This window comes from Planctomycetota bacterium (assembly GCA_035384565.1).
In the GTDB taxonomy this organism is placed as follows: Bacteria; Planctomycetota; PUPC01; order DSUN01; family DSUN01; genus DAOOIT01.
Window position 1 is genome coordinate 1 of the sequence record DAOOIT010000073.1, and the last position, 25,685, is coordinate 25,685.

Sequence of the window (25,685 nt, forward strand, 5' to 3'; positions counted from 1 at the left end):
CCGCCCCGCTGGCGCCGGCAACGCAGCCCACGCGGATTCTTGGACAGGCTCCTAGGCCAGTACCGCCCCATCCTAGCACCCGCTGCGGGGGCGAGTCAAGACGGTTGTTCTTGCCCTATCGCACGATACAGCCGCGCGGGGCTTCAGGTTTCGTCGGGGAACAGGTTGGGGTTGCTGGCGCGCTGGAGGGCCTCTTCGCGGGTGATGCGGCCGCGCATCACCAGGTCCTTGAGCGACTGGTCGAGGGCGATCATGCCATGGGCGGAGCCGGTCTGGATGACAGAGCTGAGTTGCGCAGTCTTCTTCTCGCGGATGAGGTTGCGCGCGGCGGGAATGCCCACGAGGACCTCGAAGGCGGCGGCGCGGCCCTTGCCGTCGGCCGTGGGGATGAGGGTCTGCGCGATGATGCCGAGCAGCGACTCGCTGAACATCGTGCGGATCTGCTCCTGCCGCTCGCTGGGGAAGATATCCACGATGCGGTCGCAGGTCTTGGCCGCCGAGCTGGTGTGCATGGTCCCCAGCACCAGGTGCCCCGTTTCGGCGGCGGTGATCGCGAGTTGTGTGGTTTCGAGGTCGCGCATCTCGCCCACGAGGATCACATCGGGGTCCTCGCGCAGCGCGCTCCGCAGCGCGTTGGCGAACGAGTGCGTGTGGGCGCCCACCTCGCGCTGGCTGATCAGGGCCTGTTTGCTCTCGTGCACGAACTCGATGGGGTCCTCGATGGTGATGATGTGGTCGGGGCAGCGCTCGTTGATGTAGTCAATGATGCTGGCCAGCGTGGTGCTCTTGCCGGAGCCGGTGGGGCCCGTGACCAGGATGAGGCCGCGGTCCTTCATCGCCAGTTCGGCGACCACGGGGGGCAGGCCCAGCTTCTCCAGGGGCAGCACGCTGTTGGGAATCTTCCGCAGCACGGCCGACGGCCCGTGGCGTTGGACGAAGGCGTTGACGCGGAACCTGGCGAAGTCGGTGGGAAACGAGAAGTCGAGCTCGAGGTCGCGCTCGTAGGTCTGGCGCTGGGAGTCGCTCATGATCTGCCGGAGCATCGCGAGGAGCGCGTCGGCCGCGAGCGGCGGCGCGTTGATCTTCTTCATCTCGCCGTGGATGCGCACGATGGGCGGGGCGCCGGTCGCCAGGTGCAGGTCGGAGGCCCCCTGCTTGTGCATGAAGGTCAGCAGCGGCAGAATGTCCAAGCCCGTTGCATCCTATTCACAAGGCATCCGACGGCCTATCGCCCGCCGGAGGCAGGAGGCGGGCGCGCCGTCGAGCAGCAGGTCGCGGAGTTCGCGGCTGGGCTCCAGGATCTCGTACTTCAGCGCCCGCTCCAGGCGCTGGGCGACGATGAGGCGGAGCGAGTTCGCCAGCAGCGGCCCCGGGACGCCGTTCTCGCGCAGCAGGGCCAGGGCCGTCAGAGGGTCGGGCGCGCGCATCTCGCCCAGGAGCAGCGTGCTCACCAGGGCCTCGGGGCGAAAGGCGGCCCAGAACTCCCGCTCGTGGAGTCTCTCGGCCAGCAGAATCGGCGGCGGATCGGGGGCCAGGCGGCCGAGCGCCGCGAGGTAGTCGTCGCGCGTCCTCGCCTCCAGTTGGGTGGCCTCGGCGCAGCGGAGCCTTGCCGTGGCCTCGAGGGTGACGGCCTGGCGACGCCTCGGGCCGGCGGCCCGCAGCAGCGCGTGAAGGGTCATCGAGCAGCCCGAGCGCCGGGGCCCGCAGACGACGAGGAGGCCGTCGCGCGCGTGGGCGGCCCGGCGAAGGCGCGCCGCGTCGTCCTTCGCGAAACCCAGAGCGCGCAGTTCCCACGGGTCGGCCAGCACCGCGCCCACCGGAGGCGGCAGGGCGCCGCGGCGTGTCGGCTCGAAGCGCGGCGGGCCGGGCGCCGCCCGCGCGGCCACCGCGTCCAGCACCCGGCGGATCGCCGCCGCGTCGGCCACGGCCACGCGCACGCGGGCGCCCGTGGCGGCCTGGATCTCCTCGATGGCCCGCGCGTCCGTGGGGTCGGCCATGGCCACGGTGAGCTCATCGCCGATCCGCACCATGGGCACCGCCTCGTGCCGGCGCAGGAGGTCCAGCGACACCGCGGCCACCAGGTCGGGCTCCAGGGCCTGGGCGTCCGGCTCCACATAGGGGATGCCGAGCAGATGCCCCAGCGCCCAGTTCAACTGGTCGCGGGTGAGCGCCTCCTGCTCGAGCAGCACCTGGCCGAGCCTCCGACGCGAGACGCGCTGCTCGCGGAGCGCCGCGCGGCGCTGTTCCCGCGTGATCAGGCCGTGCTCGACCAGCACATCGCCCAGCCGTCGCGCCCTCGCCGGTGCGTGTGTCGCCATCGGACTCCTCGTCTGCGGGTGCGTGCGATGCGGAAGGTCCATGACACACTTACCCCAGGTCCCGCCCGTCCGCAACCCGCCGGAGCGGATTTCCGCTCCTTGACCCCGCCTGGCCGCAACGGTATGATTCCGTCGGGCCATGTCGAGGGTTCCACGTTCAGGCGGAGCGGCGCGGTGAGCGAAGCCTCCGGAATCGGGCGTATCCTCCATCACTCGGGCAGCTTTGCCGCCCTGGAGACTGCGCTATGGCGCGCGATGGATAGCGTGCGCGCCCTCGAGCCGCTCGCGCCCATCCTCGTGCTGGTGCCAGCGAATCTGCTGCGCCGCCATCTGCTGCTCGAGGCCGCGGCCCGAGGGGGATGCCTCAATGTGCACTACCTCACGCTGATTGACCTGGCCCGCGAGCTGGGCGAGGCCCCTCTGGCCGCAGAAGGGCGGGCCCTTCTGCCCGCCCTGGGCGGCGAACTCGTCGCCCGCGCCGTGTGCGAGGCGGCTCCGGGCACGTACTTCGACTCCATCGCCGGCAAGCCGGGCTTCCACCGGGCGCTGCTGGCCACGATCGCCGACTTCAAAGAGGCCGGCCACACTCCCGACGATCTGCGGCGATGCCTCGGCGACCGCGGCCTGCCCGATGCGGCCAAGCTGCGCGATTTCTGCGCCCTGTGGGAGGCCGTGGAGGAGCGGCTGGGCGCGCTGCGGCTCTACGATGCGGCCGACCTGGTAGCCGCGGCCGCCGCGGCAGCCCCGGCCGACCGTTGGCTGGCCCAGGCGGCGGCCGTCTTCGTCTATGGCTTCTACGATCTCAACGAGCTTCAGCGCCGGCTGGTCGCCGCCTGCGCCACGGCGCGGCCGGCCGCGGCCTTCTTCCCCTTCACGCCCGGGGCGGCGGCATTCGCCTATGCCGAGCCCACCTTCGACTGGTTCCTCCGCCAGGGCTTCAGAGCCCGAGCCGAGCCTGAGCCCGCGGCGCCGCCCGAACTCGCCGCCCTCCGGCGCAACCTGTTCGCGCCTCTCACCGAGGGCGCTGCCTCTGAGGGCCGCCTGCGCCTCGTGAGCGCGCCCGACGAGGTGCGCGAGGTGCGCGCCCTGGTGCGTGAGGCCCTCGCCGCCGCCCGCGCCGGCACGGCGCTGCCCCGCGTGGGCATCCTGCTGCGCCAGACGGCCGCCTACGCCCCCCTCTTCGCCGAGGAGTGCGCGGCGGGCGGCCTCGCCGCGTATCCGCACGACCCGCCGCCCCTCGCCACCACGCGGGCCGGGCGCAGCCTGTTGATGCTCCTTCGCCTCCTGGAATCCGACTTCGCACGTCCCGACGTGATGGACCTCCTGACCTATGCGGACCTGGCGTTCGAGGCCCCCGCGGCCACGGCCGACTGGGACCTCCTTTCGATCCAGGCGGGCATCGTCAAGGGGCGCGACCAATGGCTGCCGCGCCTTGCCGCGCACCGCCGGGCGTTGGAGGCCCTCGGCACCGAGGACGAGAACCCGCGGCGCACGGCCGAGCTGCTCGAGGCCCTCACCCAGATCGAAGCCCTCCTGGGCCAGTTGATCCCGGCGATCGAGGCCATCCCCAAGACCGCTCGCTGGAGCGACCTGACCGGCGCCGTGCTGGCCCTCTTCCGCCGATTCGTGCGGCAGGACGCCGGCGGCGCCACGGTAGCCGAGGCCGTGGCAGAGCTGGCCTCGCTCGATGCCACGGGCGCGCCGGCCGACCTCCCCACGCTCGCCCGCCTGGCCCGCGAGCTGCTCGAGACCCGCCGGCCCCCGCGCCCGCCGTTCGGCTCGCGCGGCCCGGTCGTGGCCGACCTGCTCGAGTGCCGCGGCGTGCCTTTCGACCTCGTGTGCGTGCCCGGCCTCGTCGAGAAGGGCTTCCCCGCCCTGCCGACGCAGGACCCGCTGCTCTCGGACCGTGAACGCGCGCGGCTCAACGAGCGGGGCCTTCGGCTGCCGCTGAAGAGCGACCGCGCCGCCGAGGAGCGCCTGCTGCTGCGCCTCGCCGTGGGCGCGGCCCGCGACCGCGTCGTGCTCAGCTACCCACGCCTCGAATCGGGCTCGGCCCGCGAGCGCGTGCCGTCGCACTTCCTCCTGCGGGCCGTCGAGGCCGTCACAGGCCGGCGCTGCACCAACGCCACCCTCGGCGGCTTCGCGGGACACGAGACGCTCGGGGCGTCGGCCTTCGCCCCCGCCGACCCCGCGAGGGCGTGGCGCGAGGCGGAGTACGACCTGGCCGTTGCGGGCGCGGCGCTCCAGAGCGGGCGCGGGGCCGAGCTGGCCTACCTCGCCACCCTGTCGCCCACGTTCGCCGCGGCGCGCCGGGCCGAGGAGCGCCGCTGGGGCGAGGCCGCCTTCACGCCCTACGACGGCCTGTTGCTCGCCCCGGAGGCCCGCGACGTCTTGCGCGCCCTTCTCGGCCCCGAGCCCTGGCGCATGCCGGCTACGGCGCTGGAGCGCTATGCCGCCTGCCCGTTCCGCTACTTCCTCAAACACGTGCTCGGCATCGAGCCGCTGGCCGAGCCCGAGGCGGTGCGCCGCCTGTCGCACCTCGACAGGGGCAAGCTCCTCCACACCATCCTGCACCGGGCCCTGCGCCAGGCACGCGACGAGGGCCGACTGCCCTTGCGCCTCGACGCCCAGGAGGCGCTGCTGAGCATCGCACGCGAGGAGTTCGATGAGTTCGAGAAGCGGGGCCTCGTGGGCCTCCCCGCGCTCTGGAGTCTCGAGCGCGGCGCCCTGGAGGGCGACCTGCGCCGCTTCGTGCTCGACGAGGCCGCCGACCCGGGGGATTATGTGCCCGCCCACTTCGAGGCGGCGTTCGGCACGCCGCGCGGCGCCGGCGACCTGGCAAGCGCCCGAGGTCTCGTCCAGAACCTCGGCCCGGCCGGCACCATCGAGGTGGTGGGCCGCATTGACCGCATTGACCTGACCCCTGACGGCTCCCACGGCCGAGTGGTGGACTACAAGACGGGCGCCCAGGCCAGCCCGCCGCGCAGAGACCCGCTGGCCGGCGGCACCGCCCTGCAACTGCCCCTCTACCTCAAGGCCGCCGAACTGCTTGTGCCCGGTGCCACGATGGACGCCGCGCTCTATCGCCACGTCACCGAACGAGGCGACTACGCGGACACGGCGTTCACCCGCGACGACTATGCGGAGCTGGAGGATCGCCTGCTGCGCATCCTGGCCACCATCGTCGAGGGCATCGGCGCGGGGCGCTTCTTCGCGGGCGTGGCCGCGGACCAGGAGTGCCGAAGCTGCGACTACCGCGATGTGTGCGGCGTGGCCGCCGAGGCCGCTACGCGACGCAAGCTGGCCGATGAAGCCGTGCAAACCTACCTGGCCATGCGGGAGGCGGAATGAGCACGAAGCCCTATGCCGACGCCGCCCACCGCACCCGCGCCGAGAGCGACCTCGACGCCAGCCTCACCGTCGAGGCCGCCGCGGGCGCGGGCAAGACCTCCGTGCTCGTCACCCGCCTGCTCAACTTCGTGCGCGAGGGCAAGGCCCCGCTCCGCCGCATCGTGGCTGTCACCTTCACTGAGAAGGCCGCCGGCGAACTGCGCGTGCGGGTCCGCGAAGAGCTGGAGAAGGCGCTCGACGGCACGCTCGACGCCGAGTCCCGCGCCCGTTACGCGCAGGCCCTCGACGACCTCGGCCACGCGCCCATCGGCACCATTCACGCCTTCTGCGCGGGGCTGATCCGCGAGCGCCCCGTCGAGGCCGGCGTGGACCCGCAGTTCCGCGTGCTGGACGAGCTGGAAGGCTCGCTCGTGCGCGACCGCGCCTGGGACGACTGGCTGGAGGAGCAACTGGCCGCGGGCAACCTCGCGCTCCTGCGCGCGGTCGCGCATGGCTTGCGGCTGGAGGGCGAAGGCAACACGCTCCGCGCCCTGGCCCTCAAGATGTGCGGCTGCCGCGATCTGCTGGACAGGCTGCCCGCCGCTCCGCCGGCCCCCGACGTCGGGCCTTTTCTCGCGGAGGCGCGCCAGGGCCTGGCCGACCTCGTGGCGCTGGTTGACGGGCACTGCAATCCCGAGGCGGGGGCCGCCTTCCGCTCGCAGATGAGCCGTCTGGGCCGCGACCTCCGGCGCGCGGAGGGCCTCGACCCCATGCAGCGCGAGGCAGCGGTGATGCACCTCAACTTCCGCCGCAAGTTCCCGGGCAAGAAGCACTGGTCCAATGCGAAACGCCACGCGGAGGCCAACACGATCTTCGAGGACCTCAAGGCGCGTCACGAGGCCCTGGCGGCGGCCATCGGCGCGTCCGTGGCCGCCGGCGTGGCCGAGGCCCTGGCCACGTATCCGGAGGCTCTCCGCAAGGAACGCGACAAGGACGGGCTGCTGGATTTCGACGACCTGCTGCTCGTCACCCGCAACATGCTCCGCGACAGCCGCGAGGCCCGCGACCACTTCAAGGCGAGCTACGACTACCTGCTGGTGGACGAGTTCCAGGACACCGACCCGCTCCAGGTGGAGATCGCCTTCTTCCTCGCCGAGCGGCGCGACAGCCACGCCAGCCGATGGGACCAGGTGCGGGTTGAACCGGGCAAGCTGTTCTTCGTCGGCGACCCGAAGCAGAGCATCTATCGGTTCCGCCGAGCCGACATCGAGATGTACGAGAAGGCCCGCCGCCTCCTGGCCGCCCAGGGTGCGGCGCTCACCCTGTCGCAGAGCTTCCGCCCCGTGCCCGGCATCGCCGAGGCGGTGAACGCCATCTTCGAAGACGTGATCAAGCCACCCAGAGATGGTCTCTACCAGCCTCAGTACGTGCCCCTCAAAGCCTACCGCGACGCAACGGGCCAGCGGCCCGCCGTCGAGCTGGTCTATCCGCCGCCCGGCCACGAGGCAGACCTGGCGTTCGGCGGCACGGCGCATCGGTTCGAGGCCCGCGCCGTGGCCGCGCTGATCCGCCGCATCGTGGAGGAAGAGCGCTGGGAGGTAGCCGACCCGCAGAGCCGCCAACCCCGGCTCGCCCGCTACGGCGACATCGCCATCCTCGCCGAGCGGTTCACCTTCTCAGACGACTACGCCGAGGCCCTCGCCGCGGCCGGTGTGCCGCTGCGCATCGTGGGGGGCAAGCACTTCTACGTCGCACACGAGGTCCACAGCCTCGTCACTGTGCTCAAGGCCATTGACAACCCGCACGACCGCGTGTCGCTGGTGGCCGCGCTGCGGGGGCCCTTCTTCGGCGTCTCGGATGAGGAACTGCTGCTCGCCCGGCAGGCTCAGGGCACGCTGAGCTATCTGGCCGAGGCTCCGGCCGGCCCGGTCGGCGAGGCGATGGCCGTGTTGCGCGAGTTCCACGGGCGGCGCAACGCCGAGCCGCTTCCGCTGCTGCTCCAGGCGCTCCTCGAACGCACAAAGGCCCTCGAGCTGTTCCTGTTGCGCCCGCGCGGCGAGCAGCGCGTGGCCAACCTGCTGCGCATCGTGGAGCGGGCGCGGGCCCTCGAGGCCACCGAGCGCGTGAGCTTCCGCGGCTTCGCGCGCTGGCTGGCCGCCGCGCACGACACCGAGGCCAGAGAAACCGAAGCCCCCTCGGCCGAAGCGGGCGACAACTTCGTGCAGTTCCTCTCCGTGCACGGCGCCAAGGGCCTCGAGTTCCCCATCGTCGTCCTCGTGGATATGGCTCGGCAGCGGCAGAATGCCAGCAGCTTCGTCGTCCTGCGCGACCAGCCGGCCGAGGCCGGGCAATTCGCCTTCTACCTGGGTTCGAAGGGCGACCGCTACCGAACCCCCAACTGGCCGGGCGACGACTACGACGAGCGCCGCGACGAGGCCGAGGATGCCAGGCTCTTCTACGTCGCGGCCACGCGTGCCCGCGACTGCCTGGTCATGTTCCCCGGCTGGGCAAAGGGCGAGGGCGGCCCCGCCCAGTTCCTGCGCGAGGCGGCCCGGCCCGAGGCCCCCGAATGGGGCGCCGCGACGCCGAAGGGCCATGTCTACGACACCCGGACGCTCGACCTGGCCGACCGCGCGGGGAAGCCGTTCCGCCTGGCCGTGCCCACGGACGCCCTGCCGCGCGCCGCCGAAGAGCGCCTGGCGAGGCGCACGCGCTGGCGTGAGGCGCTGGCCGCCGACCTGGCCAAGGCCACCCAGGGACGCGTCACGAAGTCGCCCTCCCGCCTCGGGCACGGCCTCGCGCCCGCGCCGCTCGACGGGGTGGAGCCCCCTGGGGCCGACACCGGCCGCCAGATCGGCTCGCTCGTCCACCACAGCCTTCGCAGGGCGGGGCTGGACGATGCGGGGACCGTCGAGCGCCTGCTGGAGGCCGAGGCCCGCCGCATCGGGCTTGCGGCGCCCGCGGCGGAACAGGCCCGCCGCCTGCTGAGAGCGGCGTTGGACTCGCCCCTGCTGGCGCGCGCCCGAGCCGCCTCGGCCTGCTACCATGAGGTGCCTTTCGCCCTCGAGGTGCAAGGGGTGACGCTGACCGGCGCCATTGACCTTCTGTTCCTCGAGGGCGACGAGGCGGTGGTGGTGGACTTCAAGACCGATTCGGTGCGCGGCGAGGCCGAGGTTCTGGAGCGTGCCGAGGCGTACGTCGCGCAGGTGCGCGCCTACGCGCTCGCTGTCCACAGGATTCTTTGCAAGCCGGTCAAGGAAGTGGTATTATTCTTCCTGTCGGCAGGGCGGCTGTGGCGAGCCACGCCCGACTCGAGCACGTATGACCTGGCGGCGGCAGAGATCGCCGCCCACGAGTGAACACCATGGGCGTCGAGCGCGTGCGCATTGCGCAATTCTCGGACCTGCACCTGGGCGCCAGCCTGAGCGGCGGAAAGCTCGCGCTGCCCCAGGCCAAGGCCGACAAGCGCCGGTCCGAGCAGCGCCAATGCCTCGTGCGCCTGGCCGCCCACGTGCGCGAGACCCGCCCCGCCCTCCTGCTCATCCCCGGCGACCTGTTCGACTCCGGCGAGCCGGAGATTGACGACCTGAACTTCGTGATCAACACGCTGAACACGATGGCCCCTGTGCCCGTGTTCATCGCGCCCGGCAACCACGACAGCTACGCGCCCTCGAGCGGCTACAACCCGCACAGCGCCCTGTACCAGGGGCGTGGCAGCGGCCCCAAGTGGGGCAGCCACATCCGCATCTTCAGCGCCGAGCAGTTCGAGACCGCGCCGGTGCCCGGACACGCCGGCATCACCGTGACCGGCGTGGCCTTCCACCGCCACCGGCCCGACAGCCACCGCGTTCTGGCCGACCTCGCCCGGGCGCCGCAGAGCGGCCTGCGCATCCTGCTCTTCCACGGCGCGCTGGAGAACTACCCGCGCGCGGGCGCCGACAAGGCCGTGCTGCCCTTCACCGCCGCCGAACTGGAGCGCGCCGACTACACCTACGCCGCCGTGGGCCACTACCACCGCGGCGGGCCCGTCGTCGGCGAGCACGGCCGCCTGCTGGGCGCCTATGCGGGCGCCCCCTTCGCCTGCTCGCTCAACGACACCGGGGCCGGCACCTGGCTCGACGTCGAGATCAGCCCGCAGGAGCCTCTCAAAGAGGCCGCCCTCCACTGGCATCGGTGCGACGACCGGGCGATTCATGCGCTCGAGATGGACGTGACCGGCCTCACCGACAGCACGGAGCTGGGCCGTCGCCTCGACGACCTGCTCGCCGCGGCGCGGGCCGGGGCGCGCGACCTCGTGCACCTGACCCTGCGCGGCCGGCTGGCCCGGGGCGTGCCCTTCGCCCCCGCGGAGGCCCTGGGCGACCGATTCTTCCATGTGGCCGTGGACGCCTCGGCCCTCGAACCGGACCACGATGTGGACCTCGCGGCCGAGCCGGCCGGCGAACCGGGCCTGGCCGCCACCGGGCAGGAACTCTTCATCTGGCGCATGCGCCAGCTCTATCACCAGGCCACCAGCGACGAGGAGCGCCATCGGATCCAGGAGGCCCTCTGTTACGGACTCGATGCGCTCACCTCGGGCGAGATACACCTGCGATGACCCAGTTGCGCGAGTTGTGGATTGACGGCTTCGGCTGCCTGCGTACCGGTCATGAGGCGGTGCGCTTCGACCGCGAGCGCATCACGCTCTTCCTCGACGAGAACGAGGCCGGCAAGACCACCCTCCAGATGGCGCTCCTCGCCTCGCTCTACGGCCTGGAGGACGACCTGCGGCGGGTGGACACCAGCGTGCGCCCGCACAAGGCGCACTGGGCGCCCGTGGGCGGCGGCCCCTTCGGCACCCGCCTGCGCGTACACGACGGCCGCCGCCTGCTCGAGGTGCGCTGGGACTTCGCGAAGGGCGGCGACCTCCGCGTCATTGACGTCGGCAGCAACCGCCTCGTCACCGACGAGGTGTGCCCCGGGGCCTCGGGCCACGAGCTGGGCCGCCGCCTCCTCGGCGTCACCCTCGAGGAGTTCCTCAAGACCTTCGTCGTGCGCCAGGACGACCTGCACCGCGTGCGCGACGCCGAGGGCCTGGCCGAACTGGCCCAGCGCGCCGCCGACACGCAGGCGGGCAGCAGCACGGTCGCCTCGGCCCAGGAGGCGATTCGCGGCCTGCTGCGCGGCTACCCCGGCGTCATGCTCAAAGGCCCGGGCCTGATCGAAACCGAGATCGCGCGCCTCGCCGACGCCGTGCAGACGCTGGAGGCCCAGCTCGCGCAGCTCGAGGCCGACCAGAAGGCGCTCGCCGCCGACGACGCCGAGTTCCAGCGCGTGACGGCGGAGCGCGAGGAACTGCGCCGCGAGGCCGTTCGGCTCGACTACCTCGCCCAGGCCGCCGAACTCGAGGAGCTGCGCCAGCAGATCGAAGAGGCCCAGCGGCGCCGGGCCGCCCTGGCCGCCCTCGAAGCCGAGCGCGAGCAACTCGCTTCCCTGCGCTCGTTTCCGGCCGACAAGGCCGAGTGGCTCCTCCAGAGCCAGGCCACCCGCGTCGGCCTCCTCCAGAACGCCGAGAAGGCCGACCGGGCGATCGCCGAGCTGCGCGCCACGGCCCTCGAGCCCGCCAAGGCCGAGTTGAGCACCCTGGGCCCGCTCGCCCAGGTGACGCACGAAGACGAGGACACGGTCCACCAACTCCTCGGTAAGACTCGTGACTTCGAGGCCCGCGAGCGCAAGCTGCTCGACGACATCGCCCGCGAGGAGACGCAACTCGCTGCCCAGGGCGCGGCCATCGAGGACTTTGATCGCCTCGAGGAGCGCTTCGCCGACCTCAAGCCGGAGGATGCGGAGTTCCTGCTCGACCACGACCGCGCGGTGGCCCGGGCCGCCTCGGAGATCGAGGAGGCCAAGCGCCTCGCGCTGGAGGCCACCCTGCGCGGCGACCGGGTACTGGCGGGACGCACGGGCGAGCAGGCGGCGGGCCGCCGCCTGTTCCTCACCGGCGTGGCCGTCATGGCCTCCGCCGCCGTGCTCGGGGGCCTGACCATCCTGCTGGATTACCGCGTGGCCATCGCCGTCGCCCTCGCCGGCCTCGCCGCGGGGGCCTGGGTTGCCGCGAAGGGCCGCCGGCGCGCCCAGGGGGCCGCAACGCTTCAGGCCGATGTCCTGGCGAAGGCGCAGAGCGAGGCGGCCGAGGCCGACGGCCGCCGCGCGGCCCTGGCACGCGACCAGCGCGAACACGGCCGCCGACTCGCCGCTCTCGCCGCCCAGTTCGGCTACGAACAGCCGGAGGTGCTCGTCGAGGACTACACGTCCCTCCACGACCTGCGGCGCCAGTGTGTCGCGCTCATTCTCCTGCGGCGACAGGAGGCCGAGCTGGCCGCTCAGCGCGAGGGCATCGAGGCCGAGGTCGCCGCCCTGTGCGCCGCCTGGGGCCAGCCGTTCTTGCCGGGCACGGGCCTGTCGCGCGCCCTTGTGGCCCTGCAAGAGCGGATGAGCGCCTCCCTGCGTCTGCGCCAGCGCCTCGATGACCTCAGCCGCAAGCTGGCCGAGGAAACCGAACGCCGCGACGCGCTGCGCCGCCAGGCCGACGCCCTCACCGCCGAGCTCCAGGCGCTGTTCGCCTCGGCGGGCATCCCGCAGGACCAGCCGGTCGAGAAGAGCATCAGCGCCTTCAACGACCTCGCCCATCAGTACCATCGCTTCCGGCAACTCACCGACGAGTTGATCCCGCAGGCGAGCGCGGGCGTCGTGGACACGAAGACGCTGGACACGTGGCGCGCCGACGCCGACCGCTTGCACCGCGCGATTGCCACCATGCGCGAGGAGCGGCCGGGCCTGGTGTCGCTCGTCGTGAAGGAGCGCGCGAGCGAGTACCGCCGCCAGAAGGACGAGGCGGCGCGCCGCGAGGAGAAGCTGCGCGCCGTCGCGGAGGACCTCGGCCATCGCGTGCTGGCCACCCACGCGCGATGCCAGGCCGAGCGGCCGCGGCTCCAGGACGCGCTGGCGCAGCGGAGCGAGGAGCTGGCCCGCGCCCGACGCCACCGCGCCGCGCTGGAGCTGGCCGGCCAGGTGCTCGACGAGGTCGGACGGGCGGTCCACGGCCTCTGGGCCGAGGAACTCAACCGCTCGGCCAGCGCCCTCCTCCACCGCATCGCCCCGTCGCTCAGCGACCTGAAGTTCGACAACCACCTGTCGTTCGGCCTCAGCCACCGGACGCTGCCGCGGCCGGTCCACAGCACCGATGGAGGCCCCAGCCTGAGCGCCGGGACCTGGGACCAGGTGTGCCTGGCCGTGCGTCTGTGCATCGCCGACTTCGTGTCGCGCCGCTCGAACGGCGGCGTGCTGCTTCTCGACGACCCGTTCTCGCGCTTCGACGATGCGCGTTTCGAGGCGGCCATGCGCCTGTTGGGCGAGCACGTGCACGGCCGCCACCAGGTGGTGCTCTTCTCATGCCAACGCCAGCGTTTCCAGTGGCTGCGGACGCGCGACGCCCGCTGGTTCGATGCCAACGTGGTGACGCGCAGCGTCAGCGCCACCCGGGCCGCTCCTTAGCTGCGCCCCCCTTGCCCAGAAAAACCGCAGACTCACGCAGCAAGAACGCCGCCAGGGGCGACTACCAAGTCAGTGGCGGCCCGTTCAGGCAGTCGGCCCCAATTGGCAGGTGCCCCCGATGCTGTGCCAGAAGTGTTGGCAGGAAGAGGCAAGGGTCCACTTCAGCCTCATCGGCAGGAACGAGGCGGAGGAACTGGGCTACTGCCTCGCCTGCGCCAGGGAGGAACACCTAAGCTGGTTGCTCACTTGGGGTTACGGCTCCAGAACGCATCGCGGAGAGGCGCCGGCTGCCCCCGAGGTGCTGCCCAGAGGCTCGATGGCGGCGGAGGCCGCTCCCATCACCATCGTCGGCGCGGCCGTGGCCAGGTGTGAGTGCGGCTGCCGTCTCGTGGTCGGCGCCCAGTTGCCCTGCGAACACCACTCCCACGACCTGCTGACCGCCTCCGGCCAGTTCGTCGAGCATCTGTGCCACTGCGGCCGGGAACTCCGCATCCCCGTCCCAACCGTCTTCTGCGCCCAGTGCCACTCGACACAGACGCGGATCATCCTCGCCTCGGTCGAGACGTGCGTGTGGGACGAGCAGCGCCGCCGCATCGTGACCGTGGATCACGACTTGCGTGGCGGCAGGGTGACCTGGGGCACCTTCGCCATCCTGAACTGACCGCGCGTGTGTTTGCCCTCTCGCCCATCCCCCGCTCAATCCGCTTTGAAGCGACGCGCCCCATCTGCTATACTTGAGGGGCAGCGGCATTTCCCCGCGAGATGGGTATCGGTGTGGCCAAGCGCGTTGCGATCCTCGGTTCCACGGGCTCGATCGGCACCAGTGCGCTCGCCGTGCTGCGGCACCTGGGCGACGACTTCGAGCTGATCGGCCTTGCGGCGAACACGCAGTGGCAAGTCCTCGCCAGCCAGATTGCCGAGTTCCGGCCCAAACGCGCCGTGCTCGGCTCGCCCGCCCAATTCCCGCTCCTGGCCGAGCGCGCGGGCTCGAACTGCGTGGAACTCGCCTGCGGCCCCGACGCGGTGGCGGCCCTGGCCGCGTCGGACGACGTGGATATCGTGCTGAATGCAATCGTAGGCGCCGCGGGACTGGCCCCCGCCCTGGCCGCGCTGCGGGCGCGCAAGACCCTGGCCCTGGCGAACAAAGAGTGCATGGTGATGGCCGGCGAACTGCTCAATCGAGCGGCTGACGACGCGGGCGCGCACGTGGTGCCCGTGGACAGCGAGCACTCGGCCATCTTCCAGTCCCTCCAGAGCGGGCGCCCGGCCGAGGTGCGCTGCGTCTGGCTCACCGCCTCGGGCGGCCCGTTCCGCACGATGCCCCTCGACGCCCTCGACCGCGTGACGCCCGAGCAGGCGCTCCGCCACCCCAACTGGGCCATGGGACCGAAGATCACGGTGGACTCCGCCACCATGATGAACAAGGCCCTCGAGATCGTGGAGGCCCGCTGGCTCTTCCGCCTCGAGCCGCACCAGATTCGCGTCCTGGTGCACCCCCAATCCATCATCCACTCGATGGTCGAGTTCCGCGACGGCTCGACGATCGCGCAACTCGGCGTGCCCGACATGCGCGTGCCCATCCAGTACGCGCTCACCTATCCCGAGCGCCGCGCCGGCGCCGTGCCCTCCGCCGATCTCGCCGCCATCGGGCGGCTGGACTTCGCGGAGCCGGACCCCGAGCGCTTCCCGGCGTTGGCCCTCGGACACCGCGCGGCCGAGGCCGGCGGCACGATGGGCGCCGTGCTCAACGCCGCCAACGAGGTCGCCGTCCAGGCCTTCCTCCGCCGCCGCCTCTCCTTCCCCGACATCAGCCGCCTGGTGGCCGACGTGATGGCGGCCCACCGCCTGATTGAACACCCGAGCGCGCAGGCGATCGCCGAGGCGGACCGCTGGGCGCGACAGGAGGCCGAAGTTTGGCTGTCTTCGTAGTCGTCAAGGGCGTCGTCCTCACGATCATCGCCTTCGGGCTCATGGTCTTCGTCCACGAACTCGGCCACTTCCTCGCCGCCAAGCTCATCGGCGTGCGGGTGGACTGCTTTTCCTTCGGCTTCGGCCCCAAGCTCCTCGCCCGCACCTGGCGCAAGACCGAGTACTGCCTCTCCGCCGTCCCCCTCGGCGGCTACGTGAAGATGGCCGGCGGCGACGAGGGCGAGGAGGCCACCGGCGCGGCCGACGAATTCGTCTCCAAGACCCCCGGCCAGCGCACCCTCGTGCTCGTGGCCGGCCCCCTCTTCAGCGTCCTCTTCGGCATCCCGCTCGCCATGGGCATGTTCCTCGTCGGCCGCGAGACCCCGGGCTCGCACGTCTCCTACGTCGCCATCGGCAGCCCCGCCTGGGACGCCGGGGTGAAGCAGGGCGACCGCGTCGTAGGGCTGGGCCTCAACTCGATCGCGAGCTTCGAGGAACTCAAGCAGGCCGTGGCCGAGACCGCGCCGGACGAGCCTCTGGACCTCCGCGTCGAGCGCGGCGGCAAGGAGATCGTCCTCCACATCACCCGGCCCAAGGGCAAGCCCCTCGGCGTCATCTGCACCTACCTGCACACCACCATCAAGGAGATCGAGGCCGACACGCCCGCCGCGGCCTCCGACCTCCGCCCCGGCGACAAGGTGCTCGCCGTCAACGGCAAGCCGCTGCGCGGCTGGTTCGACTTCCGCCGCCACGTTCTGCCCAACCCCGACCGCCCGGTCACCCTCGACGTCGAGCGCCAGGGCCAGACCCTCCAGCTCACCCTCACCCCCAAGGCCGTGGAGCGGCCCGACCCCGGCTTCACGGTCAAGCTCCCCACCACCGTGGGCTTCGTGCGCAAGGGCTTCCCCGCCGACGGCAAGCTCCGCGAAGGCGACGTCATCCTCCGCGTCAACGGCAAGCCCGTGGGCGACTGGTGGACGCTGGAGGACGCCGCGGCGGAGGGGCCCGCCGAACTCGCACTCGCCGTCCAGCGGGGCGAGGAGAAGCTGACCGTCACCGTGACGCGCGAGGCGGGCCTCATGCTCACCGACACCCTCGGCATCGCCCCCACACCCGTCTACGTCGTCACCAGCGTCCACGCCCAGACCGAGCCGACGCTCGAGGTCGGCGACACGATCGTCAAGGCCGGCAAGAACGACCTCGCCGAGGTGATCCCGCAGCAGGGCCTCTACACGCCGCTGGACGACGTCCTCGTCTTCCTGGCCAACGCTGGCGAGGTCACGGTTCGCCGCGGCGCCGAGGAGTTCGTCGTGCCGCTCACGCCGGCCACCCGCCAGGTCGGCCAGCTCGGCGTCGTGCCCACGGCCACCGAGGTCATCCAGAAAACCTCGCTCCTCGGCTCCATCGTGCCCGCCCTCGAGCGCACCGCCAACATCAGCACCTTCGCCTTCAAGGTCATCGCCAAGCTCTTCCAGCGCGACGTGCCGCTCTCCGACCTGATGGGCCCCGTGGGCATCGCCCAGGTCACCTATCTCTCCGCCACGCGCGGCTGGGCCGACCTCCTCTGGCTCATCCACCTCATCACCGTGAACATCGGCGTCTTCAACCTCCTGCCCGTGCCGCCCCTGGACGGCGGCCGCATCGTCATGCTCGGCTACGAGAAGCTCCGCGGCAAGCGTCCCAGCCGCCGGATCCAGGAGGCCATCCTCATGGCCGGCCTCGCCCTCGTGGTCGTCATCTTCCTCGTCGCCACCTTCAACGACTTCCGGCGCCTGTTCTTCTGAGCCCTCTGGAAGGATCCACGAATGCCTGACGACACCTCCGTAGAAGACCAGCTCAAAGCCATGATCGTCGAGCGGCTCTTCCTCAACGTCGCTCCCGCCGACATCGCCGACGACGACCTCCTCATGGAGAAGTTCGAGATCGACTCCGTCCGCCTCTTCGAGATCGTCATCGGCCTCGAAGAGGTCTTCGACATCTCGCTCGAGGACGACGAGTTCAGCATCGAGCGCTTCGAGAGCGTCAAAGCCATCGCCGAGCTCGTCCGCTCCAAGCTCGCCGCCAAGGCCTGACCCAGACGCCGGACGCGTGAGAAGAATGGAAGAGCCGCTCTACTTCCCATCCGACGACTTCCGCCTCTTCGGCGTCCTTCACCTCCCTGACTTTGCGCGGCCTGCCGACGAGGGCTCACGCGTCACGCATCACGCATCACGCATCGGCCTCGTCCTCTGCGCCCCCTTCGCCGAGGAGCAGAAGCAGGCCTGCCGCGTCTTCGTCGAAACCGCACGCGCCCTCGCCGCCCACGGCATCCCGTCTCTCCGCTTCGACTACCGCGGCACCGCCGACAGCCAGGGGCCGTTCACCGACTTCTCCCTCGCCGGCGCCCTCCGCGACATCCAGGCCGCCGCCGCACTCCTCCGCGACCGCGCCGGAGTCCCCCGCATCGCCCTCCTCGGTCTCCGCCTCGGCGCCTCCCTCGCCCTCCAGGCGGCCGCCGGCGCCCACTGCCTCGCCCTCTGGCACCCCATCGTGGACGGCGCGCTCTTCTACCGCCTCAACCTCCGCCGCATGCTCGTCCGCCAGATGATGACCCACGGCAAAGCCACCGGCGCCCGCGACACCGGCCAGGCCCACACCATTGACCTCGACGGCTTCCTCGCCACCCACGCCCTGTGCGACGAAATCAAGGCCCTGAACCTTGCCGATTGCGGATCGCGGACCGCCGATTGGCCGCCCACGCTCCTCGCCCAGATCGCCCACACCGCCGACCCCTCCGCCGAGCTCAAGCCCCTCCTCGACCGCCTCGGCCCCGCCGCCCGCTTCGCGCCCTTCGTGATGGAGCCCTTCTGGGACCGCCTGGGCTATGTGGACTGCTCGCCCCTCATCCAGGCCACCGTCGCCTGGCTCGTCGAGCAGGCCGCCGCCCAGGCCTGACGTATCCCCCTTCGGCCCAACGACTTACGCCCGGAAGCCCTCCAATCGCCTATTCTCGCCATTCCACCCATACTTGCTCACCTTCCGGACCTGCTCCGAATGGGTAAACGGCCGAGAACAGCCCATTCGACCCATTCTAACCATACTGTATCACTCTCTCCCCCAGGGTTTGAGCCACTATGGCGCACCGCGGCAGTTTCCCCACATTTGGCCGACCTTTCTGGCCTCCCATCCCCGATCCTGCGCCACCCCGTCTGGGCGGCGGGCAATCGCGATCGGCCCACCCCCCTATCGCGGGCGGCTCTTGGCGGCGCAGGCGCGAGAGTTGCAAGGATCGTATCGGTGGATGCCGTGGACATGGTGGACAGCATGGACACGCCCAATCGGGGACCCGTCCCAGTCGTCCACGGTGTCCCCTGTGTCCATCTGCCCCCCACACGGCGACATCGGCGGGCATCTGGCCTGGGCGGTCGCCCGTTCCGGGCGGTCCGCCCTCAGTCGGTCACCCAGTTATCCACGGGGGCATAGTCGTCGGTCATCAGGGGGGCGGATCGCCACTCGGCCTGGCGGGCGGCGCGACGCTGCTCGCTGGGGTCGCGAACGCACAGCAGGTCGTCCATCGTCATGTGGTTCTCGGCATGGCGGGTGATGCTGGGGATCTTGATGAGCGTGCCCACGCGCTCGCGCGCCCGGGCCTCGATGATGGCCTTGGGCAGCGGGTTCTGGAAGTCCTCGAAGTTCAGCGCCACCAGTTCGATGTTCATGCCGTCGGTGCGGCTGCGGGTCTGGCCCCAGCGCGGGTCGTAGAGCTTGGGGAACACGTAGACGTGCTCCGGGCCGAAAACGTGGTGGAAGGTCTTCAGCATGGCCCAGAAGAGCTTGCTCTTCTCGCCCTCGAGCGCGCTGATGATGTTCATGTGCGCCACGCCGCGCGGGCCCAGGCGGGCCTTCACCAGCGTGAGGAACTGCGTGGTGAGCAGGTGGAACGGCGGCCGGCCGCCCGTGAAGGCGTCGAGCAGGATGATGTCGTACTGCTGCGGACACTCGCGCACGTAGACCCGCCCGTCCATCACATGGGTGTTCACGCCATTCTGCCCGGGGCGGAAGCCGAAGTACTTCTCGGCCACCTCCACCACGGTCGGGTCAATCTCCACCACGTCAATCGCCTCGAGCTGCGGGTAGTCGCGGCGGAAGATCGTGGGCACCACGCCCCCCCCGCCGCCCACGATGAGCACCCGCCGCGCGTCCTTGTTGAAGAGGAACGGCAGGTGCAGGGTGTCGGTGTACTTCGCGCCGCTCTCGTACGGCTCCTTGAGGCGGATGTCGCTCGGGTCGCCGCTCTGGACCATGACCTCGCTCTCGATGTACTTGTCGAACATCATCCGCAGCGACCACTGCTTGTCCTGGTCCCCGTAGCCGCGCGAGAGCAGCACCACGCCGATGTGCTGGTAGGGCGAGTCCACCTCGGCCACCAGCTTCTCGCCCTCCTCCAGGCGGATGTAGGAGGGCGGCTTCGCGGCCGCGAGGCCGGCGGCGCCGGCCAGCAGCGCCGCCACCGCCAGCAGCCCGGCCACGCTCGCCCTCGCGCCGCGCCGCACCAGGCTGGGCACCAGGGCGATGAGCGACACCAGCACGAGGCACACGCCCAGGGCCTTCACGGTGTTGCTCGTCCAGTACGTCGGCACCAGCCAGAAGGTGGCGGCCAGGGTGCCGGCGATGCTGCCGAGCGTCGAGAGCGCATAGAGCCGCCCGGCCACGCTGCCCGTCGTGGCCACGCTCTGGGCCTGGAGCCGCACGGCATAGGGCGACACCATGCCCAGCAGCACGCTCGGCACGAAGAACAGCAGCATCGAGGCCAGCAGCGGATTGGCGCGTCCGCCGGGGCTCATCCGGTCAATCCAGTGGTTGCACGGCGGCGCGATCAGCGGCACGACGAGCACCAGCAGCCCCGCCGCGGCGATGATGGCGCCCAGCAGGCTGAACTTCGGCCAGCGGTCCGCCAGCCCGCCGCCCACGTAGTAGCCCAGGCTCAGCGCGGCCAGGAACACGCCGATCAGGCTGCCCCACACGAAGATCGTGCTGCCGAACGTGGGGGCGAGGATGCGGCTGCCCACCATCTCGAAGGCCATCAGCACGGCCCCGCACACGAATACCACAATGTAGAGCGGCAGGCCCACGCCGCGCGGGGCGGGCCGGGCGGCCGCGGGCTCGGGTTCCACGCGATGACGCGCCATTCCTGGCTCCTCGTAGGCTCGGGGGCGGACCGCCACTCCCGAAGGCATCGGGCCTTCGGAGGGTCACCGCCATTATAGGCAGGGGCGCGCGCACGGTCAAGGCACGCTCGGCTCTATCCCCACCACGCGATACCCCGCGTCCAGTTTCACCACGAGGTCGGCGCCCGCGCTCGTGGCGGCCACGAGGGCGGTGTTCGGCCCGTCGGTGCGCTCGAAATGCGCCCGGGCCTCCTCGCGGCTGCGCCCGCCTCGCACGTGCCGGGCGATCATCCGCTCGCGATTCACCCCCGGCGGCAGGTCGAGGAACACGCGGAGGTCGAACAGGCCGGCCAGCGCCTCCCAGCCGTCCCCACGATGCAGCAGGTAGTTCCCCTCCACCAGCACGAGACGATCGCCGGGCTGCACCACAAGAGCGTTCTCGACAGGGTCGTGCACCCTCCGGTCGTAGACGGGCAGGGCGACGGGCCCCGCCTCCCTCCGTAGTCGGCCGAGGTCGGCCGCCAGGCGCGCAACGTCGAAGGTGAAGGGCGCGCCCTTGTAGCGCCGCAGCGTGCCGTCGCCCGAGGGCGCCGGATGCGCGTCGAGCCAGGCGTTCGGATAGTGGTACCCATCCAGCCCGAAAGCCGCCACGCCGAACGGCGGCGCCAGCGCCCGCAGCACCCGCAGCATCAGCGCCGTGAACACCGATTTCCCCCCCGCCGGCACGCCCGCGATAGCCACGACAAACCGCCGTTCAGCCTCCGCCGCGCGCCCGACGAGGAACTGCGCCAGCGGGATGTGGAAGCGCGCCAGATCGGCCGCCTCGCACGCCACATGCTCGCCGAAGCCGGCCACCTCCAGCGGCCCGGCGTGCACCGCGCTCCACACGGCCGGCAGCGCGCGCGCCGCCGCCTGCCTCCCTTCCGCCCAGAGCGCTCCGCGCTGGCGCCCTGCCGAGTCGTCCATTGCGGTCCTCCTCACGCCCTGTCTGCATACCCGAATCGGGGGCGGGCGTCAAGCGCCTTACGCTCCCAGGGTCCGAACCGGCAGGTTCCAGAGCGTCCCAACCTCCCGCGGGTTCACAACCCGCGGGAGGTTCTGGAGTTCCTTGCGTCCCGCTGGATCGCCGCACGTCCCGAGGGAACAGCATGAATCCCACCGAGCTTACGGCCCGCACCCTCGCGCGAATTTTGCGCTTGACATCGCGCATCCCCTGATCCATAATCCGGCGCGATGAGAAGGTGAGACTTCAGCGCCTGTGTGGTGCCGGGGGCGCCTGCGAGAAACCTCTCCTCCTCTGTCGGGTAGGCTCCCACGCATTTGCGTCAGGGAGCCTCGGGGCGTTTGCGCGAGTCCTCAGTTGGGGTGGGCAGATGGCTTTGGGCAGCGGGAAGCCAATCTGTCGTCAGGTTCCGGCACTCCCTTCGTCGAGCGCCCCGCTGTCGCTCCACCTCGCCCCGTCCATCCGCCAGCCTATCGCCGGCCGTCCCGGGCCGGATGCTGCCGCTCTCCAACCTCTTCTAAGGGGACAGCTATGGCATCGCAGACCTTCGGCACGATGAAGTCTGAGGGTTCCGCCCGGGCGAGGCTACAGATCGAGGCCCTCGAGCCCAGGGTGCTGCTCTCCGTCGCCTTCGCCGTGCAGGCCGACGGCGACGACCATCTTTACCGTATAGACACCGAGACGGGCACCGCAGTGGATGTCGGCGCCGTTGGTTTCACAGGCGTCAGAGGACTGGCCTTCCATCCCACGCTCGGCGTGCTCTACGGCGTGGACGACACCACGGACCAGCTCATCACGATTGACACAACGACCGGCGCCGGCACTGCGGTCGGGGCGCTCGGTGTGGACGTCTCGGGGACAGGCCTGGCCTTCGACTACGACGGCAAGCTGTACATGACGTCAACCAGCACCAACAACCTCTACATCGTGAACCCGAACACAGGGGCCGCCGCTCAGGTGGGTGCTGCCGGCGCGCTCGGCCAGGCCGTGACGGGTCTGGCTTTCGGCCCCACTGCCGGCCCAATCACGGGCACTCACTTCCTGTACGGTCTGGGGGACAGCGCCGCCAACAACCTGGTCACGATTGACACGACGACGGGCGTGGCCACGGCGGTCGGCCCGCTGACGGGTGTGACGATTACGGGCGGCGGCGGCCTCGATTTCTACAATGGCTTCCTGTTCGGAATCGAGGATGGCGGGAAGGTCTTCACGGTCAACCAGGCGACAGGAGCAGCCTCGGCAGAGTCGACCACGCTGACCGGTTTCGCGAGCCTTGCCTTCGAGCCGGTGGCCGATCTGGTCATGACATACTACGTCAGGCCGTCGGACACGATCGGAACCGACAACGGGGTGGTCTTTGAAGGCGAGGTGTGGAACTTCGGCCCCTCGCCGGCCGTTGACGTGCGCGCAACCGCTCGAATCTACGGATTCTCCAGCCCCGAGATCAGCATACTGTCCGGCGCGATGTCCGTCACAGGAAGCGGCGGGGTCATCACGCAGTTCGCGGTCACGACGGGAACGATTGCGTCCGGCACCAACGCTCTCATTGCCACATTCGCGACGAACTTCGTTGATGTCGGCGGCGTCATGAGGTTCAGGTTCCGGGCACAGACCGTGCAGTCTGGCGCTCTCTTCAGCGTCGCCAGCGTCTCGTCTGCCACCGCCGACGCAGGGACTGCCAACAACAGCGCCGAGTTCCAACTCCTCGTGCTGCCGAACATCTATGTGGATGACGCAGGCAACCTGATCATCCGCGATGTCGCGAGTGAAGGGCGGGACGATGATCTGACGCTCACCTTGAACGGCAACGGAGACCTCGTGGTCACCGATCCCGTTCATACACTCACTCAGGCGATTGCCGCCGGGTCCGGTGGCCTGCAGACTGTGGGCTCCTCGCCCGCCAACTCGCTCACGGTGGACCTTTCGGGCGTCAGCCGCATCATCATCGAGACCGGCCTGGGCAATGACCGCGTCACCATTGACAACACCAACGGCCTCCTGCCCAACATCCTCTTTAACGGCGGCGATGGCTTCGACACGCTGACCCTCGTCGGCCCCGCCGACTCCGTGACCCACAGCTTCGGCCCCGCCGCAGACCAGGGCTCCATCGTTCAGACCGCCGGCGCCAACACCCAGACCATTCTCTACACCGGCCTGGAACCCATCGTGGACCTCGTGGTCGCGGCCACCCTCACGGTGAACGGCACCAACGCCGACAACGCGATCAACTACTCGCAGGGCTCGGTGGCCACGCGCGGCCTCGTGTCGGTGGACGACTTCGAGACCATCGAGTTCTCCAACAAGACGAATCTGGTGATCAACGGCCTCGCCGGCAGCGACACCATCCACCTCAACAACCCCTCCACCCCCACCGGCCTCGCCAGCATCACCGTCAACGGCGGCGACCCCACCGGCAGCGACACTCTCATCGTGAACGGCATAGCCGGAGCGACCGACCAGTTGCGCCACCTTCCCACGGGGCTGGGGGCCGGCACAGTGTTCAACGACGGCCCGGCACAGCCGAACGTGCCCTTCACCGGGATCGAGCACCTGAGGCTGGTCGTGCACGCAGCGGACGGCGATGGTGTGCGCCTGGACGGAACGGTCGGCAATGATCTTATCGAGTATTTCCAGGGGCCCGGCGACAGCGGCATGTTCATCGGCACGATGGACGCGAACAACGCCACCGGGGGCGGTCCCTTCGCGCTCACCGAGACCACCTTCGTGAATGCCAACAGCCTGGTGAACGACACCGACGTGAACTTCTTCAACCCGGGTGGAACGGACACATTCATCTTCAACGGCACCGCGGCAGATGACACGATCCGGGTCGCCATGGGCGAGGCGGGTGGCACAGAGTTCCGCAACACCATTGCCGGCCAAGTCGTGGCGCGCCTGGAGGTCTTCAATATCACCAGCGCGGTGGTGCGAGGCGGCGACGGAGACGATACGTTCAGTGTAACACCCCGAGTCGGCGTCGCCATGCGGGTGGAAGGCGGTGACCCGTCGGGCAGCGACGTGCTCACCCTCACCGGAGCCGGCGTGCCCATCGCGGTGGACCTCGCTGCGCAGGCCGTCACCGAGACAGGCTTCGGACCCGTCAGCTTCACAGGCATCGAGGTGCTGAGCATCGCCGCCGCGGCTGGCGACGTTACCATCCTCGGCACGGCCGGCCCCGATGCGCTCACCGTGCGGCCCACCGGCGCGAATGACGCCACGATCCTCGGCGGAGGCCCCGTCATCCACGCCACCGACATCGGCACCTTCACCGTCAACACCCTCGGCGGCAACGACACCGTGATCGTCGAGGGCGACGAACTCAACAACACCATCGCCGTCTCCGCCGCCTCCGTCGCGATCACCGGGAGCGAGGCCGTCAACCTCCTCGGCCAGGAAGCGCTCGAAGTGCGCGGCGGCACCGGCAACGACACCTTCAACGTCACCCCCGGCGCCATCCCCATCAACATCCTCGGCGGGCCGCCCAACGGCCAGGTCCAGCAGCCCGCGGGCGACGTCCTCAACCTCGTCGGAGCCGTGGACCCGGTCTACCACCAAGGCCCCGAACTCGACGCCGGCTGGTTCACCTTCACGGGCGCCCAGCCCGTGAGCTTCGACGAGATCGAGCGGCTGGAGCTCGGCGGGCTGCTCGTCGTCCTGCCCGACCCGCTCGAACCCAACAATTCCATCGCCACCGCCACCGTGCTCGGCTCGCTGCCCAAGATCACCCTCAACGACTTGACCATCCACGATGCAACCGACCAGGACTTCTTCCAGATCACCGCGCAAGACACCGGCAAGCTCGTCGTCAACCTCCACTTCCTCCATGCCGACGGAGACCTCGACCTCCAGATCCAGGACCGGCTGGGTAACCTCATTGCCTCCTCTATTTCCACCACGGACGACGAGTGGCTCGCCATCCCCGTCGTCGGCCAGCAGCGCTACTACATCCGCGTCTACGGCGTCGCCGGCGCGACCAACCAGTACGACCTCGAGATCGAGAACTTCCCCGCCCCCGTGCCCACGTTGGTGGACCTGGTGCCCGCCAGCGATACCGGCGCGTCCGACACCGACAACCTGACCAATGACTCGACCCCGACGGTGCTCGTGCGCGTGGACCTGCGCGACTTCGCCAACGAAGGCATCCCGATCGACAGCGCTCCCGGCGCCGACGTCGAGGTCACCTTCACCTCGGCCACCACGGGCACCTTCACCACGGTCAACGCCGCACTCGTCAGCGGCGCCAACCCCACCCTCTGGACCGCCACGGCCCCCGCCTTGGCGGACGGCCTCTACTACGTCGAGGCGACCGTCGTCATCACCGACGGCCAGGGCACGCCCGCCGTCGGCAGATGGCTCTTCTCCCAGCCGCTCGTGCTGACCCTCGACACGGTCGCCCCCACCGGCACCGTGCCGGACATGCTGGCCACGAGCGACACCGGGGCCTCG

The 25,685-nt window shown here is 70.6% G+C and carries 14 protein-coding genes; 10 read left to right on the forward strand and 4 right to left on the reverse strand.

Annotation, left to right across the window (positions count from 1 at the left end):
* Positions 1–143: 143 nt before the first annotated feature.
* Complete coding sequence (locus PLE19_20090) at positions 144–1,190, reverse strand: type IV pilus twitching motility protein PilT (protein HPD17243.1); 1,047 nt, start codon at positions 1,188–1,190, stop codon at positions 144–146.
* 12 nt (positions 1,191–1,202) lie between these two features.
* On the reverse strand, positions 1,203–2,318 hold the full coding sequence (locus PLE19_20095; protein ID HPD17244.1) for a hypothetical protein: 1,116 nt from the start codon (positions 2,316–2,318) through the stop codon (positions 1,203–1,205).
* Positions 2,319–2,492: 174 nt separating this feature from the next.
* On the opposite strand from PLE19_20095, the gene PLE19_20100 reads away from it, so the two are divergent.
* From PLE19_20100 to PLE19_20140, 9 genes are all read left to right on the forward strand, one after another.
* On the forward strand, positions 2,493–5,669 hold the full coding sequence (locus PLE19_20100; protein ID HPD17245.1) for a PD-(D/E)XK nuclease family protein: 3,177 nt from the start codon (positions 2,493–2,495) through the stop codon (positions 5,667–5,669).
* Positions 5,666–9,007: a UvrD-helicase domain-containing protein gene (locus PLE19_20105; protein HPD17246.1), complete on the forward strand. Its 3,342-nt coding sequence runs from the start codon at positions 5,666–5,668 to the stop codon at positions 9,005–9,007. The genes PLE19_20100 and PLE19_20105 overlap by 4 nt, the downstream gene beginning before the upstream one ends.
* Positions 9,008–9,012: 5 nt before the next feature.
* The gene (locus PLE19_20110; GenBank protein HPD17247.1) at positions 9,013–10,245 is read left to right on the forward strand and encodes a metallophosphoesterase; all 1,233 of its coding nucleotides are present in this window, start codon (positions 9,013–9,015) and stop codon (positions 10,243–10,245) included.
* Entirely contained in the window at positions 10,242–13,181 is a 2,940-nt protein-coding gene (locus tag PLE19_20115) for an AAA family ATPase (GenBank protein HPD17248.1), read from the forward strand. Before PLE19_20110 ends, PLE19_20115 begins: the two co-directional genes overlap by 4 nt.
* A 118-nt stretch (positions 13,182–13,299) precedes the next feature.
* Positions 13,300–13,842, forward strand: coding sequence for a hypothetical protein (locus tag PLE19_20120; GenBank protein ID HPD17249.1), 543 nt, complete (start codon positions 13,300–13,302; stop codon positions 13,840–13,842).
* 113 nt (positions 13,843–13,955) lie between these two features.
* A complete protein-coding gene (locus PLE19_20125; protein ID HPD17250.1) occupies positions 13,956–15,110 on the forward strand; it encodes a 1-deoxy-D-xylulose-5-phosphate reductoisomerase in 1,155 nt (384 codons plus the stop codon).
* Positions 15,095–16,873: an RIP metalloprotease RseP gene (gene rseP / locus PLE19_20130; protein HPD17251.1), complete on the forward strand. Its 1,779-nt coding sequence runs from the start codon at positions 15,095–15,097 to the stop codon at positions 16,871–16,873. Before PLE19_20125 ends, rseP begins: the two co-directional genes overlap by 16 nt.
* A gap of 21 nt (positions 16,874–16,894) precedes the next feature.
* On the forward strand, positions 16,895–17,161 hold the full coding sequence (locus PLE19_20135; protein ID HPD17252.1) for an acyl carrier protein: 267 nt from the start codon (positions 16,895–16,897) through the stop codon (positions 17,159–17,161).
* 16 nt (positions 17,162–17,177) lie between these two features.
* Positions 17,178–18,023, forward strand: a complete 846-nt coding sequence (locus PLE19_20140; protein ID HPD17253.1) for a hypothetical protein — start codon at positions 17,178–17,180, stop codon at positions 18,021–18,023.
* A 494-nt stretch (positions 18,024–18,517) separates the two neighbouring features.
* Here PLE19_20140 and PLE19_20145 read toward each other — a convergent pair whose 3' ends face one another.
* Together PLE19_20145 and PLE19_20150 are read right to left on the reverse strand one after the other, a co-directional pair.
* Positions 18,518–20,257, reverse strand: a complete 1,740-nt coding sequence (locus PLE19_20145; protein HPD17254.1) for a fused MFS/spermidine synthase — start codon at positions 20,255–20,257, stop codon at positions 18,518–18,520.
* 96 nt (positions 20,258–20,353) lie between these two features.
* The gene (locus PLE19_20150; protein ID HPD17255.1) at positions 20,354–21,202 is read right to left on the reverse strand and encodes a nucleoside/nucleotide kinase family protein; all 849 of its coding nucleotides are present in this window, start codon (positions 21,200–21,202) and stop codon (positions 20,354–20,356) included.
* A gap of 568 nt (positions 21,203–21,770) precedes the next feature.
* On the opposite strand from PLE19_20150, the gene PLE19_20155 reads away from it, so the two are divergent.
* Positions 21,771–25,685, forward strand: a 3,915-nt coding sequence (locus PLE19_20155; GenBank protein HPD17256.1) for an LEPR-XLL domain-containing protein, incomplete at its 3' end; no start/stop codon positions are given.

Excerpts from the sequence above, each read along its gene's own strand:
- PLE19_20095 (HPD17244.1), bottom strand. The coding sequence starts at position 2,318 with ATGGCGACACACGCACCGGCGAGGGCGCGACGGCTGGGCGATGTGCTG.
- PLE19_20105 (HPD17246.1), top strand. The coding sequence starts at position 5,666 with ATGAGCACGAAGCCCTATGCCGACGCCGCCCACCGCACCCGCGCCGAG.
- PLE19_20110 (HPD17247.1), top strand. The coding sequence starts at position 9,013 with ATGGGCGTCGAGCGCGTGCGCATTGCGCAATTCTCGGACCTGCACCTG.
- PLE19_20115 (HPD17248.1), top strand. The coding sequence starts at position 10,242 with ATGACCCAGTTGCGCGAGTTGTGGATTGACGGCTTCGGCTGCCTGCGT.
- PLE19_20120 (HPD17249.1), top strand. The coding sequence starts at position 13,300 with ATGCTGTGCCAGAAGTGTTGGCAGGAAGAGGCAAGGGTCCACTTCAGC.
- PLE19_20135 (HPD17252.1), top strand. The coding sequence starts at position 16,895 with ATGCCTGACGACACCTCCGTAGAAGACCAGCTCAAAGCCATGATCGTC.
- PLE19_20145 (HPD17254.1), bottom strand. The coding sequence starts at position 20,257 with ATGGCGCGTCATCGCGTGGAACCCGAGCCCGCGGCCGCCCGGCCCGCC.
- PLE19_20150 (HPD17255.1), bottom strand. The coding sequence starts at position 21,202 with ATGGACGACTCGGCAGGGCGCCAGCGCGGAGCGCTCTGGGCGGAAGGG.